This window comes from Micromonospora sp. NPDC049204, from assembly GCF_040647935.1.
Taxonomy (GTDB): Bacteria; Actinomycetota; Actinomycetes; order Mycobacteriales; family Micromonosporaceae; genus Micromonospora.
The window spans coordinates 41,989-54,500 of record NZ_JBEZDC010000018.1; the positions used below are offsets into that span (position 1 = coordinate 41,989).

Below are 12,512 nucleotides of genomic sequence, written 5' to 3' on the forward strand. Positions count from 1 at the left end.
GATCCCGGCCGCCCTCGCGGTCGAGTTGCCCCGCGTCACGGCCTGTGCCCGCCTGGCCGGTCACGCCGGCCCGTCGCCCCCGTGGTCACTGCGCGCACAGCCGCCCCCTTCTCCGACAAACCCGGCAGTCAGAATAGGACTGCCAAGCTGCGCAAAAAGGGCATATGGGAAATCGCTCGGGGCGACTCGCGGATCAGACCGGCAGTGGCACGTGCTCCGCCTCGGGCAGCGAACGCGACGGCGGAACGACGAACTTGTAGCCGACCTGGCGAACCGTGCCGATCATCGACTCGTACTCCGAGCCGAGCTTGGCGCGCAGCCGCCGGACGTGCACGTCCACCGTGCGGGTGCCGCCGAAGTAGTCGTAGCCCCAGACCTCGCGCAGGAGCTGGTCCCTGGTGAACACCCGACCCGGGTGCTGGGCCAGGAACTTCAACAGCTCGAACTCCTTGTAGGTGAGGTCGAGCGGCCGACCCTTGAGCTTGGCCGCGTACGTGTCCGGGTCGATGTTCAGCTCGCCGGCCCGGATCGAGCCGCCCGCGCCAGCCGTCGCGTTGCTCAGCCGGCCCACCGCCAGCCGCAGCCGGGCCTCGACCTCGGCGGGGCCGGCCGAGGCGAGGATGACGTCGTCGACGCCCCAGTCCGCGTTCAGCGCGATCAGGCCGGCCTCGGTCACCACCGCGACGAGCGGCACGCCGAGCCCGGTGGCGTGCAACATGCGGCAGGTCGCGCGGGCCTCGCTCAACTCCGAGCGGGCGTCCACCATCACCGCGTCCGGGCTGGGGCCCGCGACCAGGGTGCGAACGTCGCGCGGCGCGGTACGAACCGAATGCGGCAGCAGGTCGAGTGCCGGCAGCACAGCCGACGGTTCGCCTGCGCGCGCAGTCACCAGCAGCAGGATTTCCACGATCACCTCCGTCCCGGCGGCGCACGGCCGCACGCGACCAGACACACTCACGGGGGAGCGCGCTGAGAAATTGCGTGGTCCCGGCGTCGCTGACGGGCGGGGTAACGGGATGAGCGTAACCGATCGCCTTGGCCGCGCCGTCAGGCCATTTCCCGTTTGTCTACCTTGCCCCTGATCGTGGCCCAGGTTTTAACGTTGCTGAAACCCGTGACCACCGCTTCGGGCCGTCGGTCTGGCACGATCGGGTCGTGTTTCCCTCCACGTCGCCCGAGGCCGGCCGCGAATCGTGGCCCGCCGGGCCCCACCCGGGTCCGGCCGCCACACCGAGCCGCGGCCAACCGTCCGCGCCGCGTACCGGCCCGGCCACCACCACCGACGGCGACCGCCGCGAACGGGGTGGGCCTCGTCGGGCCCGGCGAGCCGGTGAGCCGGCCCGCCGATCCGAGGACGAGGTCGACGAGCCGGAGGAGGAGGTCGTACCCCCGGTCGAGGTACGCCGCCAGTTGGCGGTGACCATCGCCGGCTTCGCCGCGCTGCTCGGCCTCGGTCTGGTGCTCGGCGCACAGACCTCGGGTCCCGGTCACCGCCTGCCATTCGCCTTCATCATCTTCGGCGTCCAGTTGCTGTTCGTACTGGCCTGGACCATGGCCATGCGACCGCCCGCGCTGCTGGTCGTCGCCGGGATCAGCGCCGTGGTCGCGGCGCTCGTCGACATCGCCGCGGTGCAGACCGACGTCGCCGGCCTGGCGCCGCTGGGCTACCTGGCGGCCGGCGGGTTCCTCGCCGCGGTTCTCGGCCAGTTGGTCCGTCGGGTCGACCGGGTCCGGGTCACCGACTCACTCGGCGCCACGCTGCTCATCGTGGTCGGGGTGGTGGCCTTCGGCACCCTGATCGTGCTCAGCCGGATCCCGGCCGGCACCCAGGCGATCACCGTCTGCCTGTCCGCCAGCGGCGTCGCGCTGACCGTCGCCCGGTTGACCGACGCCGTGCTGCCCTGGCCCCGACTGGCTCCGCAGGTGCCGCGCGGCGCCGCTGGCGTGGTGGCCGGCGCGATGGTCGGCACGCTCACCAGCGCACTCCTGGGCAGCTACCTGGTGGCACCCTTCACGCCGACCCGGGCCGCCGTGATCGGCCTGGTCGCGGCGGTCACCGCCGTCCTCTCCGATCTCGCCGTGGGGTACGCGGAGGCGGGGCGGCTGATGGCCGGCGAGACGCCCACCATGTGGGTGGCCCGGCACATGCAGGGTCCGCTCGGCGGCTTCGCCCTCGCGGCGCCGGCCGCGTACGCCATGTGCATGCTCTTCCTCTGAGTCACGGTTGAGCGCGGAGCCGCTCGGGTACCAACGGGTGCGCCGCCCTGCGGCGTCGGTATGAACGACCCGTCGCGGCGCGACGGGCGGAGACAGGAGGCGGCGTGGCGCAGGACTATCCGGTGGACGAGGCGCGACCCCGACGGCGTGGCCGCAAGCTGCTCATCGGGCTGTTCGTGCTGCTCCTGCTGCTGGCCGGGTTGCTGGTCGTCGCCGACCGGGTGGCCGTCGGGGTCGCCGAGCGGATGATCGGCGAGCGCGTCCAGCAGGAGGTCGCCAAGCAGGGCGGGCAGGCCGCCAAGCCGGACGTGGAGGTCGCCGGAGTCCCGTTCCTCACCCAGGTGCTCGACGGTCGCTACGAGCGGATCTCGATCAAACTGCGGGACGTGCAGGCCCCGGTCGAGGGCGACACCGTGCGGTTGCCGGTGCTCAACGTGGACGCTCGCAACGTGCGGGCCTCGCTGGACACCCTGCGTACCGGCCAGGGCGACGTCGTGGCGGACACCGTCAACGGCACCGGCACGATCAGCTACGAGAGTCTGACCGCGCTGCTGAAGCGCCCGGGGCTCGTCCTCGGCGAGCAGAACGGCAAGCTCGCCGTCACAGGTCCGGCCGACATCCTCGGTCAGAAGATCACGATCAGCGGCACCGCCGACGTCACCGTCGCCGACAACGGCGCGGTCGCCCTGCGGTTCAACGACCTGGACGCCGCGGGTCTGCCGAACCTGCCGCTGGCCCGCACCTTCCTGAACAACTTCGCCAAGAGCATCTCCATCGATGTGCCCCTGCCGGATCTGCCGTTCCAACTCGCCGTCCGGGAGGTCCGCCCGCTGCCGGAAGGCTTGGCGGTCACCGCCGACGCGAAGAACGTGCCCATCAATTCCGTCAGCTGAGTGGCGACCCGGGCCGGACGACGGCCCGGGTCGTTCCCGGATGGTGGTCGACCCAGTGGCAGCACGGTCACCGGCTGGTAGGCTCCCTGCTCATGGGGACCCACCTCACCAAACGGCGCGCGGTCGACCTGTGCCGCGTGGCCACCTGCCTGTGTCGCCCCGTCATCTGACGGCGGGGCTGTCTCCGGCCGCCTGACGGCGGCCACCGGCACAGGGTTCTCGCACCCTCCGGTGATCCCACCGAATGCCCGGCAGCGGCGCCGTCGCACGAACCCGTGATCCCGTCCTTCCGCTGGGTCCCGCGCGTGGTGCGACAGTTACACCCATCAATGCTCGCGCGTTGGCTCACCATCCATCCTCACCAGGGAGTGATTCGATGAGTCGCGACACCGCACTCGTTTCGGCCGAGTGGGCCGAGAAGAACCTCGACGCCCCGGGCGTCGTCTTCGTCGAGGTCGACGAGGACACCTCGGCCTACGACACCGGCCACATCGCCGGTGCCATCAAGATTGACTGGAAGACCGACCTGCAGGACCAGGTCCGCCGGGACTTCGTCAACAAGACGCAGTTCGAGGCGTTGCTCTCCGAGCGGGGCATCAGCAACGACGACACCGTCATCCTCTACGGCGGCAACAACAACTGGTTCGCCGCGTACGCCTACTGGTACTTCAAGCTCTACGGCCACGGCGACGTGAAGCTGCTCGACGGCGGTCGCAAGAAGTGGGAGCTGGATGCCCGCCCGCTGGTCACCGACTCGGTGACCCGCCCGGCGACGCAGTACGTCGCGCAGGAGCCGGACACCTCGATCCGGGCCTTCCGGGACGAGGTCGTGGCGGCGATCGGCACCAAGAACCTGGTCGACGTGCGCAGCCCCGACGAGTTCGCCGGTCGGCTGCTCGCCCCCGCCCACCTGCCCCAGGAGCAGGCGCAGCGGGGCGGCCACATTCCGACCGCGATCAGCGTCCCGTGGTCCAAGGCGGCCAACGAGGACGGCACCTTCCGGTCCGACGACGAGCTGCGCCGGATCTACGGCGACGCGGGCCTCGACGACGGCAGGGAGACCATCGCCTACTGCCGCATCGGTGAGCGCTCCTCGCACACCTGGTTCGTGCTCCAGGAGCTGCTGGGCCACCGCAACGTCAAGAACTACGACGGCTCCTGGACCGAGTACGGCTCGCTGGTCGGCGTGCCGGTCGCGCTCGGCGACGAACCCGGGGAGGCCTGATCATGACGCTCCCCACCGCCGCGGGTTGCGCCGCACCCGACCAGGCCGCGCCGCTGCCGGCCAGCCTGGACCTGGAGAAGGAAACCGTCATCACCGGGATCGTCCGCTCCGCTGAGGACGAGCCGGTGCCGGGTGCGTACGTCCGGCTGCTCGACTCGACGGGCGAGTTCACCGCCGAGGTGGTGACCTCGGCGGCCGGCCAGTTCCGGTTCTTCGCCGCGCCGGGCTCCTGGACGCTGCGGGCACTGTCCCGCCACGGCAACGGCGACACCGCCGTCACCGCCGGCCGGGGCGTCAACGAGGTTGGCGTCACCGTCGCCTGACCCACTGCTCCGATCGACCGGGGCCGGACACCCACGCGGGTGGCCGGCCCCGGTCGTTTGTCGGCAGGGTCGTCAGGCGGTGCGGACCAACGAAACCCATTGGTGTACGTCACTATCTACTGGTGGAAATCACGGTTGGTGCGCAGGGTGGCGGCGAGTCCGGCGCGGAGGTTCCGATCGTCGTCTGCGTCAGCGCGGACGCCGGGGTGCTCGGTCGGGTGCTGCGCCGGCTCGACGGGGTCGGCTCGGTGGTGAACTGCGCCGACCTGGCCCAGTTGCGGGCGCTGCTGTCCCCGTCGCCGGGTGGCTCGACGTCGGTCGTCGGGCCGGTCGCCGCGCCCGCGACGCCGCAGGGACCCGTCCGCTGGGGTGAGCTGGTCGTCGACCCGACCGCACACCTGGTGACCTGGCGGGGCGACCCGCTGCCGCTCTCCCGCGCCGAACGGGAACTGCTGGCCCGGCTCATCGGCCCGCCGCTGGTGGTGTGGAGCTACGAACAGCTCTGCGCCTCCGCGCTGGGCGGCGCCGACACCGCGGCGCTGCAGTCCACGATCAAGCGGCTCCGGCGCAGGTTACGAGGCCTGCCGGGCGGACCGCAGGTGCACGCGGTGCGCGGCGTCGGCTATCGACTCGGCCCGCCGCCCCGGCTGAACGGCCACTGACCGTACCGCCGACTGCCTCCGCCGCCGGGCCGGCGGCGGGCGCGTGACACCATGACCGGGTGAGCGGTGCTGTCCAGACGGGTTGGGCCTCTTCGGCCGGTCCCACCGTGCCGGCACCCGCCCGGCGACGGCGGCGTTGGCTGCTGGCCGCGACCGTGGTGTGGGCCGTGCTGCTGGCCGTGCTCACCACCATGTCGGTCCGCACCGATCCGCCGACCGTTCGCGAGCAGCGTTCCCTCGACCAGGCCGGCCCGGTGGTCGACCGGGCGATAGGTGAGCTGGCGCGGGCCGCCGGTGCCGCCGGCCTGCTGGAGCTGAGCCCGCCGCGGATCGCTGCCGGCTGCCGGGTCACCCCGTTCGCGGAGGGGGCGAGGCTGCGACGCGAGATCGGCGTACTCGCGCCCACCGGCACCGAGAAGGCCGTGTTGGACGGCATCGCCGATCGGCTGCCGGCGACCTGGCGGGCCGGCGTCGGCTCCGGGCTGGACGGCCCCGAGCTGTACGCCGACGCGGGTGAGTTCGTGGCCGTCGAGGGTCGGCCGACCGTGGACGGCCGAGTGCTGTTGCTCGTCGACACCGGTTGCCGGCCGGTCGGCTCCGGCTACCGACCAGCCCAGCCGACCGCCGCCGGTCCGGAAGCCGCCGCACTGACCGCCGCGCTGGCGGCCCTCGGCCGGCCCGGCGACACCGCGCCGGAGCTGGTCACCGCGCCCTGCCCGGGCGGCGGGTCGGCTCGCACCGCACGGTCCGCGGGCGGCCCCGGCCCGGCCGTGTCGCCGGCCGCCCTCGCTCCGCTGGCCGACGCCACCCCACTGCTGGACAACCCCCCGGTGTACGCGTACCGCACCGGCGCGGTCACGGTGCTCGCCGAGCTCGTCCCGGACGACACCCGGCTGGCCGCCACCGTCGGCTGCCCGAGCTGAACCGGGCAGGTCCTCGGGTCAGCCCTCACCCGGTGGATCCGACTGTTCGCGGCTGCGCCCCAACGCGTCGACCATGCCCCACCGGCCCGGGATGTCCAGCAGCTCGACCCGGCCCATCCCCGGTGGCACGGCCGGGTCGATGATCAGGTGCTCGCCCTGCGGCTCCAACCCCAGCATCACCCGCAGCAGCAGCAGCGGGGTGCCTGTCGACCAGGCCTGCGGGCTGCACGCCGTCGGGTACTCCACCGGGTAGTCGGTGAGATCCCGGTCGTAGCCGGCGAACGCCTCCGGAAGCCGCCCCTCGAAGTATCGGGAGGCCGCCAGCAACGTGTCGCAGAGCTTCCCCGCCTCGTTCCGGAAGCCGTACCGCCACAACCCCCAGGCGATGATCGAGTTGTCGAACGGCCAGACCGTGCCCACGTGGTAGCCGATCGGGTTGTACCGTCCCTCGTCCGCGGCGAGCGTGCGCACCCCCCAGCCGGAGAACAGCCGTGGCCCGAGCAGGTGCTCGACCACCTTGCCGGCACGGGACTCGTCCACGATTCCGCTCCACAGCAGGTGCCCGATGTTCGAGGTGAGCGCGTCCACCTGCCGGCCGTCGGCGTCCAGCGCGACCGCGTAGTACTCGCGGTCGGCGATCCAGAAGTCGCGGTCGAACCGCCGCTTGAGGTCGGCGGCCTCGCCCTCCAGTCGGTCGGCGAACTCCGGGTCGTTCCAGAAGGTCCGGGCCAGCCGCGCGGCCCGGATCTTCGCGTCGTACGCGTACCCCTGTAGTTCGCAGGTGGCCCGGGGAAACCCGGGGAACTGGCCGTCGGCGTACGAGATGGCGTCCCAGGAGTCCTTCCAGCACTGGTTCTGCAGGCCGGTCTCCGGGTTGCGGGTCTGGTACCAGAGGTAGCCGGTGCCGAGCAGGTCGCCGTACGTGTCGATCCACTCCAACGCCGCGCGGACCTGCGGCTCCAGCCGGCGTACCAGTGCGGAGTCGCCGGTCCAACGCTCGTACTCGTCGATCAGGATGATGAACAGCGGTGTCGAGTCGGCCGACCCGTAGTACGGCGAGTGCGGCTGCTCCTCGAAGCCGGCGGTCTCCCCGTACCGCAGTTCGTGCAGGATCTTGCCGGGCTCCTCGTCCCGGAAGTCGTCCACCCGGTGCCCCTGAAGGCCGGCCAGCATCAGGATGGTCGGTGGGACCAACTCCGGCAGGAACGGCAGCACCTGCAGTGAGGTGATGATGCTGTCCCGGCCGAACAGGGTCATGAACCAGGGCAGTCCCGCGGCGATCAGCCGCACGCCCAGGGCGATCGACTCGTAGCGCAGGGCGGCCAGGTCGTTGAGGCTGCGCCGGTACGCCCCGGCCAGTGGTTCGCAGTCGCACCCGAGCTTCGGCGCCCGGTCGACCAGTTCCTGCTGCTCTGCCCGGATGACGTCCGCGCTGCGGCTGCCCCCGTACGGCAGGGTGGCCCGGATGTCCTCGCCACGGGCGCCGTAGACGACGCTTGACACGTGCAGCCGGGTGGTCCAACTACTGTTCCGGGCGATCCGGATCCGGAAGGTCATCCCGCTGGCATCGACCTGCGCCGGCGCACTGCTGCGGACCACCATCTCCCGGTGGAACGCCTCCCGCCGGTAGGTCAGCCGCAGCTCGTTCTCGGCGACCGAGACGGTGGTCCGGCCCCGCTTCTGCCGCGAGTTCTTGATCTCGAACAGGTCGGCGAAGTCGGCCCCGATCTCGATCCGGACGGTGCACTCGACCTCCGCGCCGAGGTGGTTCAGTACGGTCAGCTCCTCCTCGAAGCTGCCCACGATCGCCCGGCTGCGGATCACCGATGCCTTCGCGTCCAGATAGTGCGTGGGTTCCCCGGGGGCGAGGAAGAACTTGGTGCGGTACGACTCGGCGTCGTCGACGGAGAGGGCGTGCAGCCGTTCGCCGTCCAGGGTGAGCACCCACGTGGACAGGAATCGGGTGTCGAAGGAGAACAGCCCGGTGGGGAAGTCGAAGGATGGTTCGATGTCCCCTCGCCGGTCGCTGACCAGGAAGGTGTTGCCGTCCAGGATGCTGACGAGTTCCTTCACGCCGGTCGTCCGGCTGTCCTGCGCGCCGTTTCGCGGGGGTCGCGGGTGCCGGGCGGGTCCGGGAAGAACCGGCGGAAGGCGAGGAAGAGCACTACGTTTCCGCTGAACGTGCTCTCGTTGCGCAGCACCGCCGCGACGCCCTGTGCCTCGCCGACGATCAGTCGGTCGAAGAGGGCGGCGCTGCTGTACCAGATGGCGTCGGCCGGGCCGCGCCCTCGGCTGACCTGCACCGACCCGGGCCGCATCCGGACCAGCCAGTGCTCGGTCTGGTGGTCGTCGCCGAGGTCGATCTGAAGCGTTCCGTCGGCCAGGCCGCCCAGGATGTCGGGGGCGCGGGACGGCAGTGCTTCGAAGAACCTCTCCGTCGCCTCGGTCACATCCGAATCGTAGGCAGCTGCCCGGGTTGTCGGGCCGGTATCCGCACTCCGCTCGAATCGACGAACCGCGTGAAGCGGTCAGTAGACGAGCGCCTGCGCGCCCTCGGCCATCGCCTCCTCGACGAAGACGGCGGCACCGGCGATCCGGACCCCGGGCAGTACGTCGTCCGGGCCGATCTCCCGTCGGGCCGCGCACTGGGTGCACGCGGTCACCCGGCCACTGGTCAGGATGACGTGCAGCAACTCGGCAAGCGGCGCGGAGTGCGGCAGCTCGAACTGCTGGGCGCGTCCGGGCAGGGCGAACCAGGTTGACTCACCGGTCAGCCAGAGCGATACGTCCACGCCGGCCGCGACCGCCGTCGCGGCGACCGTGAATGCCTGTGCGCACCGCTCCGGGGCGTCCGCCCCAGCGGTGGCCTTGACGACGAGAGTGCGGGCCATGTGGCCCAGCATAGGATGGTCGGGATGGTTACCGAGATCGGGTTTGTCAGCCTGTTGGTCGCTGGCCTAGGCGGGCTTGCCGGCGGCCTGGTCTACCTTGCCGTACGGATTTCGAGAGGACGTTGGTGAGCGCGAGGAGTGAGCCGGGCTTGCGAGCCCCGCAGTCGCGAACGAAGGTGGCCCGGTGAGCGCGAGGAGTGAGCCGGGTCTGCGAGCCCCGCAGTCGCGAACGAAGGTGGCCCGGTGAGCGCGAGGAGTGAGCCGGGCTTGCGAGCCCCGCAGTCGCGAACAAAGGTGGCCCGGTGAGCGAGAATCCGCTGCAGCCGCCGTGGCTGAACGCGCCGCCGGTCGAGGAGTACCCCTTCGAGGAGAGTCACGACCTGCGGGTCGGGCCGAAGCTGCACCCGGCGTTGGATGGTCTCCTGCCCTACATCGGTCTCTGGCGTGGCCGGGGCAAGGGCGGTTTCCCCACCATCGAGGATTTCGACTACGCGCAGGAGATCCGGATCAGCCACGACGGCCGGCCGTTCCTGCACTACGAGTCCCGCGCCTGGATCCTGGACGAGCAGAGCAAGCCGGTCCGTCCGGCCGGTCGTGAGGTCGGCTGGTGGCGGCCGGTGCTGGTGGATGGTCGGGCGACCGATGAGCTGGAGGTGCTGCTGACCACCCCGACCGGGATCATGGAGCTGCACCTGGGCAAGCGCACCGGCACGCAGGTGGAGTTCGCCACCGACGCGGTGGTGCGGACTCCGACCGCCAAGGAGGTCACCGGGGGGAAGCGGCTCTTCGGCATCGTCGAGGGCGCGCTGCTCTACGCCCAGGAGTTGGCCGCCGTGGGGCACGGGCTCAGCCCGCACCTCTCCGCCCGCCTCGTCCGGGTCGGTGGCTGACTAGCCGGGGAAACCCAGCAGAGCCTGTAGGGCGGGGGTGCGCGGGCAACGGTCCCGACGCACCCCGTCCAGCGTGTGGACCTCGACCGCCCCGCGTACCGACGAGGTGAACCACACGCCGTCCGCCGCGTGCAGCTCGGCGGGGGTGACCATCCGCTCGGCGGCGCGCAGGCCCAGCTCGGCGGCGTGGGTGAGCAGCCAGGCCACGGTCGTACCGGCGAGGATGCCGGTGCTGGCGGCCGGCACCGTGCAGAGCGTGTCGTCGGTGAGCCACACCACACTCGCGGTGGGACCCTCCAGCGCGTACCCGTCGGAGGAGATCCAGAGCGCGTCGTCCACGCCGCTCCGGCGGGCCCAGCGGCGGGCGGCGCTGCTGAGCGCGTACGACGTCGATTTGATCCCGGCGGGCAGCCAGCCCAGTCCGCTGCGGGCGTCGGCGGGCATCCCCAGCGGCAGGGTGGCCACGCTGATTCCGGTCCGCCGGGCGGCTCGGGAGGCCGCCGGTACGGGCGCCAGCGTGGCGTACACCGTGGGCGGGCCGCCGGTCTCGGGGCCTCGGGTGCAGACCAACCGCAGTGCCCCCTCCACAGCCGCTGGCCAGCCCGCACACACCTCGTCGAGCAGGTCGATCAGCGCCGCGGTGGGCGGCACGGCCAGTTCGACGGCGTCGGCCCCGGCGACCAGCCGGGCGAGGTGTTCGTCGCGCAGCCACGGCCGGCCCTGACGCAGGTGCATGGTCTCGAAGAGGCCGTCGCCGTGCAGTACGCCGAGGTCGTCACCGCGGAGCATCGGGTCACCGGCCGGCACCGGGCCGCGCCCGAGGACGACAGTCCGCGCGGTCGGATCGGCCCCGACCTCTCCGGCTGGGGACTTCACCATGACCATCGAGCGTAGCGGCGGTCGATCGCGGTGCCCGGACCGGCACGGTGGCCGAACTATGATCGGACGGTGTCCGAATCCTCCCTCGCGGAAATGCTGCGAGCCCGTGGGCTGCGGCTGACGCCCCAGCGACAGCTCGTCCTCCAGGCGGTGCTCGATCTGGGGCACGCCAGCCCGGAGCAGGTGCACACCGCCGTCCGGGAGGTCGCCGCCGGCGTCAACATCACCACCATCTATCGCACGCTTGAGCTGCTGGAACGGCTCGGCCTGGTCACCCACACGCACCTGTCGCACGGCTCACCGACCTATCACGCCGCAGGTGAGCACCAACACGTCCACCTGGTCTGCCGGGAGTGCGGGGCGATCGACGAGATCGATCCGGGGCTGCTCCGGCCGCTCGCCGACGAGTTGGCCGCGCAGCGGGGGTTCCGGGTGGATATCGGGCACGTGTCACTCTTCGGCGTCTGCGTACGCTGCGAGAACGGGGACAACAAATGATCGACATCGCGGGTGCGGTGGCCGTCGAGAGCATCGACGAGGCGAGCCGCGACCAGCCGGATCCGGCGCACGTCGCGGCCGGGGTGCGGGGAGTGGCCGCGCACTACGGGGACCCGCTGCGCGAGCAGCGCACCCTCGACACCGAGGTCGGCCTGGTCGACCGGTCGCACCGGGGAGTCATCGCGGTGCCCGGGGAGGAGCGCGCCGGCTGGTTGCACACGATCACCTCGCAGCACCTGACGACGCTGGCCGCCGGTGAGGGCACCGAGCTGCTGGTGCTCTCCCCGCACGGCCACGTGGAGCAGCACGCGCTTGTCGCGGAGGACGGCGAGACCGCCTGGCTGGACACCGAGCCGGGTGCGACCGAGGGCCTTCTGACCTACCTGGAGAAGATGCGGTTCTTCAGCCGGGTCGACCCGCGCGACGCGACCGCCGAACGGGCGTTGCTGTCGCTGGTCGGGCCGGCGGCGACCGAGGCGCTGGCCACGCTCGGCGTGACCGGGTTGGCCGCACCGGACCTGGTCGCGGTGCCGGGTCCGAAGTTCGCCGCCGGCGCCGTGCCACCGCGGGCGAGTGTCCGGTACGACGTCAAACCGCTGCCGATCGGCGGCTGGGCGCGGCGCGGCCTGCTCGGGGTGGACCTGCTGGTGCCCCGCTCGGCGATGGACCAGGTGGTGGCGGAACTGCGCGGCGCCGGCGTGCCGGTCGCGGGGCTGTGGGCGTACGAGGCGATCCGGGTGGCCGCTCGGCAGCCCCGGGTCGGAGTGGACACCGACCACCGGACCATTCCGGCGGAGGTGGATCTGATCGGCCCGGCGGTGCATCTCGACAAGGGTTGTTACCGGGGGCAGGAGACGGTGGCCCGGGTGCACAACATGGGACGACCGCCGCGTCGCCTCGTACTGCTGCACCTGGACGGGGTGACCACCGACCAGCCGCCGGTGGCCGGTACGCCGGTGACCCTCGACGGCCGGGCGGTGGGCTTCGTCGGCAGCGCGGTGCTGCACCACGAGCTGGGGCAGGTCGCTCTCGCGGTGCTGAAGCGGAACGTCCCGGACGACGCCGCGCTGCGGATCGGGGAGACGGCGGCGGCGATCGACCCGTCCTGAGC

General features: G+C 71.9%; 16 protein-coding genes. 11 read left to right on the forward strand and 5 right to left on the reverse strand.

Annotation, left to right across the window (positions count from 1 at the left end; genetic code table 11):
- Window positions 1–193 precede the first annotated feature (193 nt).
- A complete protein-coding gene (locus tag AB0A90_RS28065) occupies window positions 194–913 on the reverse strand; it encodes a response regulator transcription factor (RefSeq protein WP_357253767.1) in 720 nt (239 codons plus the stop codon).
- A 242-nt stretch (window positions 914–1,155) separates the two neighbouring features.
- Here AB0A90_RS28065 and AB0A90_RS28070 point away from each other — a divergent pair, with 242 nt between their 5' ends.
- The 7 genes from AB0A90_RS28070 to AB0A90_RS28100 all read left to right on the forward strand — a co-directional run bounded on the left by AB0A90_RS28070 (window position 1,156) and on the right by AB0A90_RS28100 (window position 6,243).
- Window positions 1,156–2,217, forward strand: coding sequence for a hypothetical protein (locus AB0A90_RS28070; protein ID WP_357253768.1), 1,062 nt, complete (start codon window positions 1,156–1,158; stop codon window positions 2,215–2,217).
- A 104-nt stretch (window positions 2,218–2,321) separates the two neighbouring features.
- Window positions 2,322–3,110, forward strand: a complete 789-nt coding sequence (locus tag AB0A90_RS28075; protein ID WP_357253769.1) for a DUF2993 domain-containing protein — start codon at window positions 2,322–2,324, stop codon at window positions 3,108–3,110.
- Window positions 3,111–3,202: 92 nt separating this feature from the next.
- Window positions 3,203–3,280: an Ms5788A family Cys-rich leader peptide gene (locus AB0A90_RS28080; RefSeq protein ID WP_310503780.1), complete on the forward strand. Its 78-nt coding sequence runs from the start codon at window positions 3,203–3,205 to the stop codon at window positions 3,278–3,280.
- Between the two features lie 206 nt (window positions 3,281–3,486).
- Window positions 3,487–4,335 carry a sulfurtransferase gene (locus AB0A90_RS28085; protein WP_357253771.1) on the forward strand — a complete coding sequence of 283 codons (849 nt, stop codon included), beginning with the start codon at window positions 3,487–3,489 and terminating at the stop codon, window positions 4,333–4,335.
- 2 nt (window positions 4,336–4,337) lie between these two features.
- On the forward strand, window positions 4,338–4,658 hold the full coding sequence (locus AB0A90_RS28090) for a DUF1416 domain-containing protein (RefSeq protein WP_357253773.1): 321 nt from the start codon (window positions 4,338–4,340) through the stop codon (window positions 4,656–4,658).
- 176 nt (window positions 4,659–4,834) lie between these two features.
- Window positions 4,835–5,320: a winged helix-turn-helix domain-containing protein gene (locus AB0A90_RS28095; protein ID WP_357253973.1), complete on the forward strand. Its 486-nt coding sequence runs from the start codon at window positions 4,835–4,837 to the stop codon at window positions 5,318–5,320.
- Window positions 5,321–5,475: 155 nt separating this feature from the next.
- A complete protein-coding gene (locus AB0A90_RS28100; RefSeq protein WP_357253975.1) occupies window positions 5,476–6,243 on the forward strand; it encodes a hypothetical protein in 768 nt (255 codons plus the stop codon).
- Between the two features lie 18 nt (window positions 6,244–6,261).
- On the opposite strand, the gene AB0A90_RS28105 is transcribed toward AB0A90_RS28100, so the two are convergent.
- The 3 genes from AB0A90_RS28105 to AB0A90_RS28115 form a co-directional block, all read right to left on the reverse strand.
- Window positions 6,262–8,316 carry a glycogen debranching N-terminal domain-containing protein gene (locus tag AB0A90_RS28105; RefSeq protein ID WP_357253775.1) on the reverse strand — a complete coding sequence of 685 codons (2,055 nt, stop codon included), beginning with the start codon at window positions 8,314–8,316 and terminating at the stop codon, window positions 6,262–6,264.
- Entirely contained in the window at window positions 8,313–8,693 is a 381-nt protein-coding gene (locus AB0A90_RS28110) for an SCP2 sterol-binding domain-containing protein (RefSeq protein WP_357253777.1), read from the reverse strand. The genes AB0A90_RS28105 and AB0A90_RS28110 overlap by 4 nt, the downstream gene beginning before the upstream one ends.
- A 78-nt stretch (window positions 8,694–8,771) precedes the next feature.
- Window positions 8,772–9,146 (reverse strand): DsrE family protein, encoded by a 375-nt coding sequence (locus AB0A90_RS28115; protein WP_030490116.1) that lies wholly within the window; start codon window positions 9,144–9,146, stop codon window positions 8,772–8,774.
- A 12-nt stretch (window positions 9,147–9,158) separates the two neighbouring features.
- On the opposite strand from AB0A90_RS28115, the gene mtfM reads away from it, so the two are divergent.
- Window positions 9,159–9,263: a small membrane protein MtfM gene (gene mtfM / locus AB0A90_RS28120; RefSeq protein ID WP_030327764.1), complete on the forward strand. Its 105-nt coding sequence runs from the start codon at window positions 9,159–9,161 to the stop codon at window positions 9,261–9,263.
- A 173-nt stretch (window positions 9,264–9,436) separates the two neighbouring features.
- Window positions 9,437–10,024 carry an FABP family protein gene (locus AB0A90_RS28125; RefSeq protein WP_357253779.1) on the forward strand — a complete coding sequence of 196 codons (588 nt, stop codon included), beginning with the start codon at window positions 9,437–9,439 and terminating at the stop codon, window positions 10,022–10,024.
- Here AB0A90_RS28125 and AB0A90_RS28130 read toward each other — a convergent pair whose 3' ends face one another.
- The gene (locus AB0A90_RS28130; RefSeq protein ID WP_357253780.1) at window positions 10,025–10,903 is read right to left on the reverse strand and encodes an aminotransferase class IV; all 879 of its coding nucleotides are present in this window, start codon (window positions 10,901–10,903) and stop codon (window positions 10,025–10,027) included.
- Between the two features lie 69 nt (window positions 10,904–10,972).
- Between AB0A90_RS28130 and AB0A90_RS28135 the strand changes: the two genes are divergently transcribed.
- Both AB0A90_RS28135 and AB0A90_RS28140 read left to right on the forward strand, forming a co-directional pair.
- Window positions 10,973–11,401 carry a Fur family transcriptional regulator gene (locus AB0A90_RS28135; protein WP_357253782.1) on the forward strand — a complete coding sequence of 143 codons (429 nt, stop codon included), beginning with the start codon at window positions 10,973–10,975 and terminating at the stop codon, window positions 11,399–11,401.
- Window positions 11,398–12,510 carry a folate-binding protein gene (locus AB0A90_RS28140; RefSeq protein WP_357253784.1) on the forward strand — a complete coding sequence of 371 codons (1,113 nt, stop codon included), beginning with the start codon at window positions 11,398–11,400 and terminating at the stop codon, window positions 12,508–12,510. The genes AB0A90_RS28135 and AB0A90_RS28140 overlap by 4 nt, the downstream gene beginning before the upstream one ends.
- Window positions 12,511–12,512 lie beyond the last annotated feature (2 nt).

Excerpts from the sequence above, each read along its gene's own strand:
- AB0A90_RS28140 (WP_357253784.1), top strand. The coding sequence starts at position 11,398 with ATGATCGACATCGCGGGTGCGGTGGCCGTCGAGAGCATCGACGAGGCG.
- AB0A90_RS28115 (WP_030490116.1), bottom strand. The coding sequence starts at position 9,146 with ATGCTGGGCCACATGGCCCGCACTCTCGTCGTCAAGGCCACCGCTGGG.
- AB0A90_RS28130 (WP_357253780.1), bottom strand. The coding sequence starts at position 10,903 with ATGGTGAAGTCCCCAGCCGGAGAGGTCGGGGCCGATCCGACCGCGCGG.
- mtfM (WP_030327764.1), top strand. The coding sequence starts at position 9,159 with ATGGTTACCGAGATCGGGTTTGTCAGCCTGTTGGTCGCTGGCCTAGGC.
- AB0A90_RS28080 (WP_310503780.1), top strand. The coding sequence starts at position 3,203 with ATGGGGACCCACCTCACCAAACGGCGCGCGGTCGACCTGTGCCGCGTG.
- AB0A90_RS28090 (WP_357253773.1), top strand. The coding sequence starts at position 4,338 with ATGACGCTCCCCACCGCCGCGGGTTGCGCCGCACCCGACCAGGCCGCG.
- AB0A90_RS28085 (WP_357253771.1), top strand. The coding sequence starts at position 3,487 with ATGAGTCGCGACACCGCACTCGTTTCGGCCGAGTGGGCCGAGAAGAAC.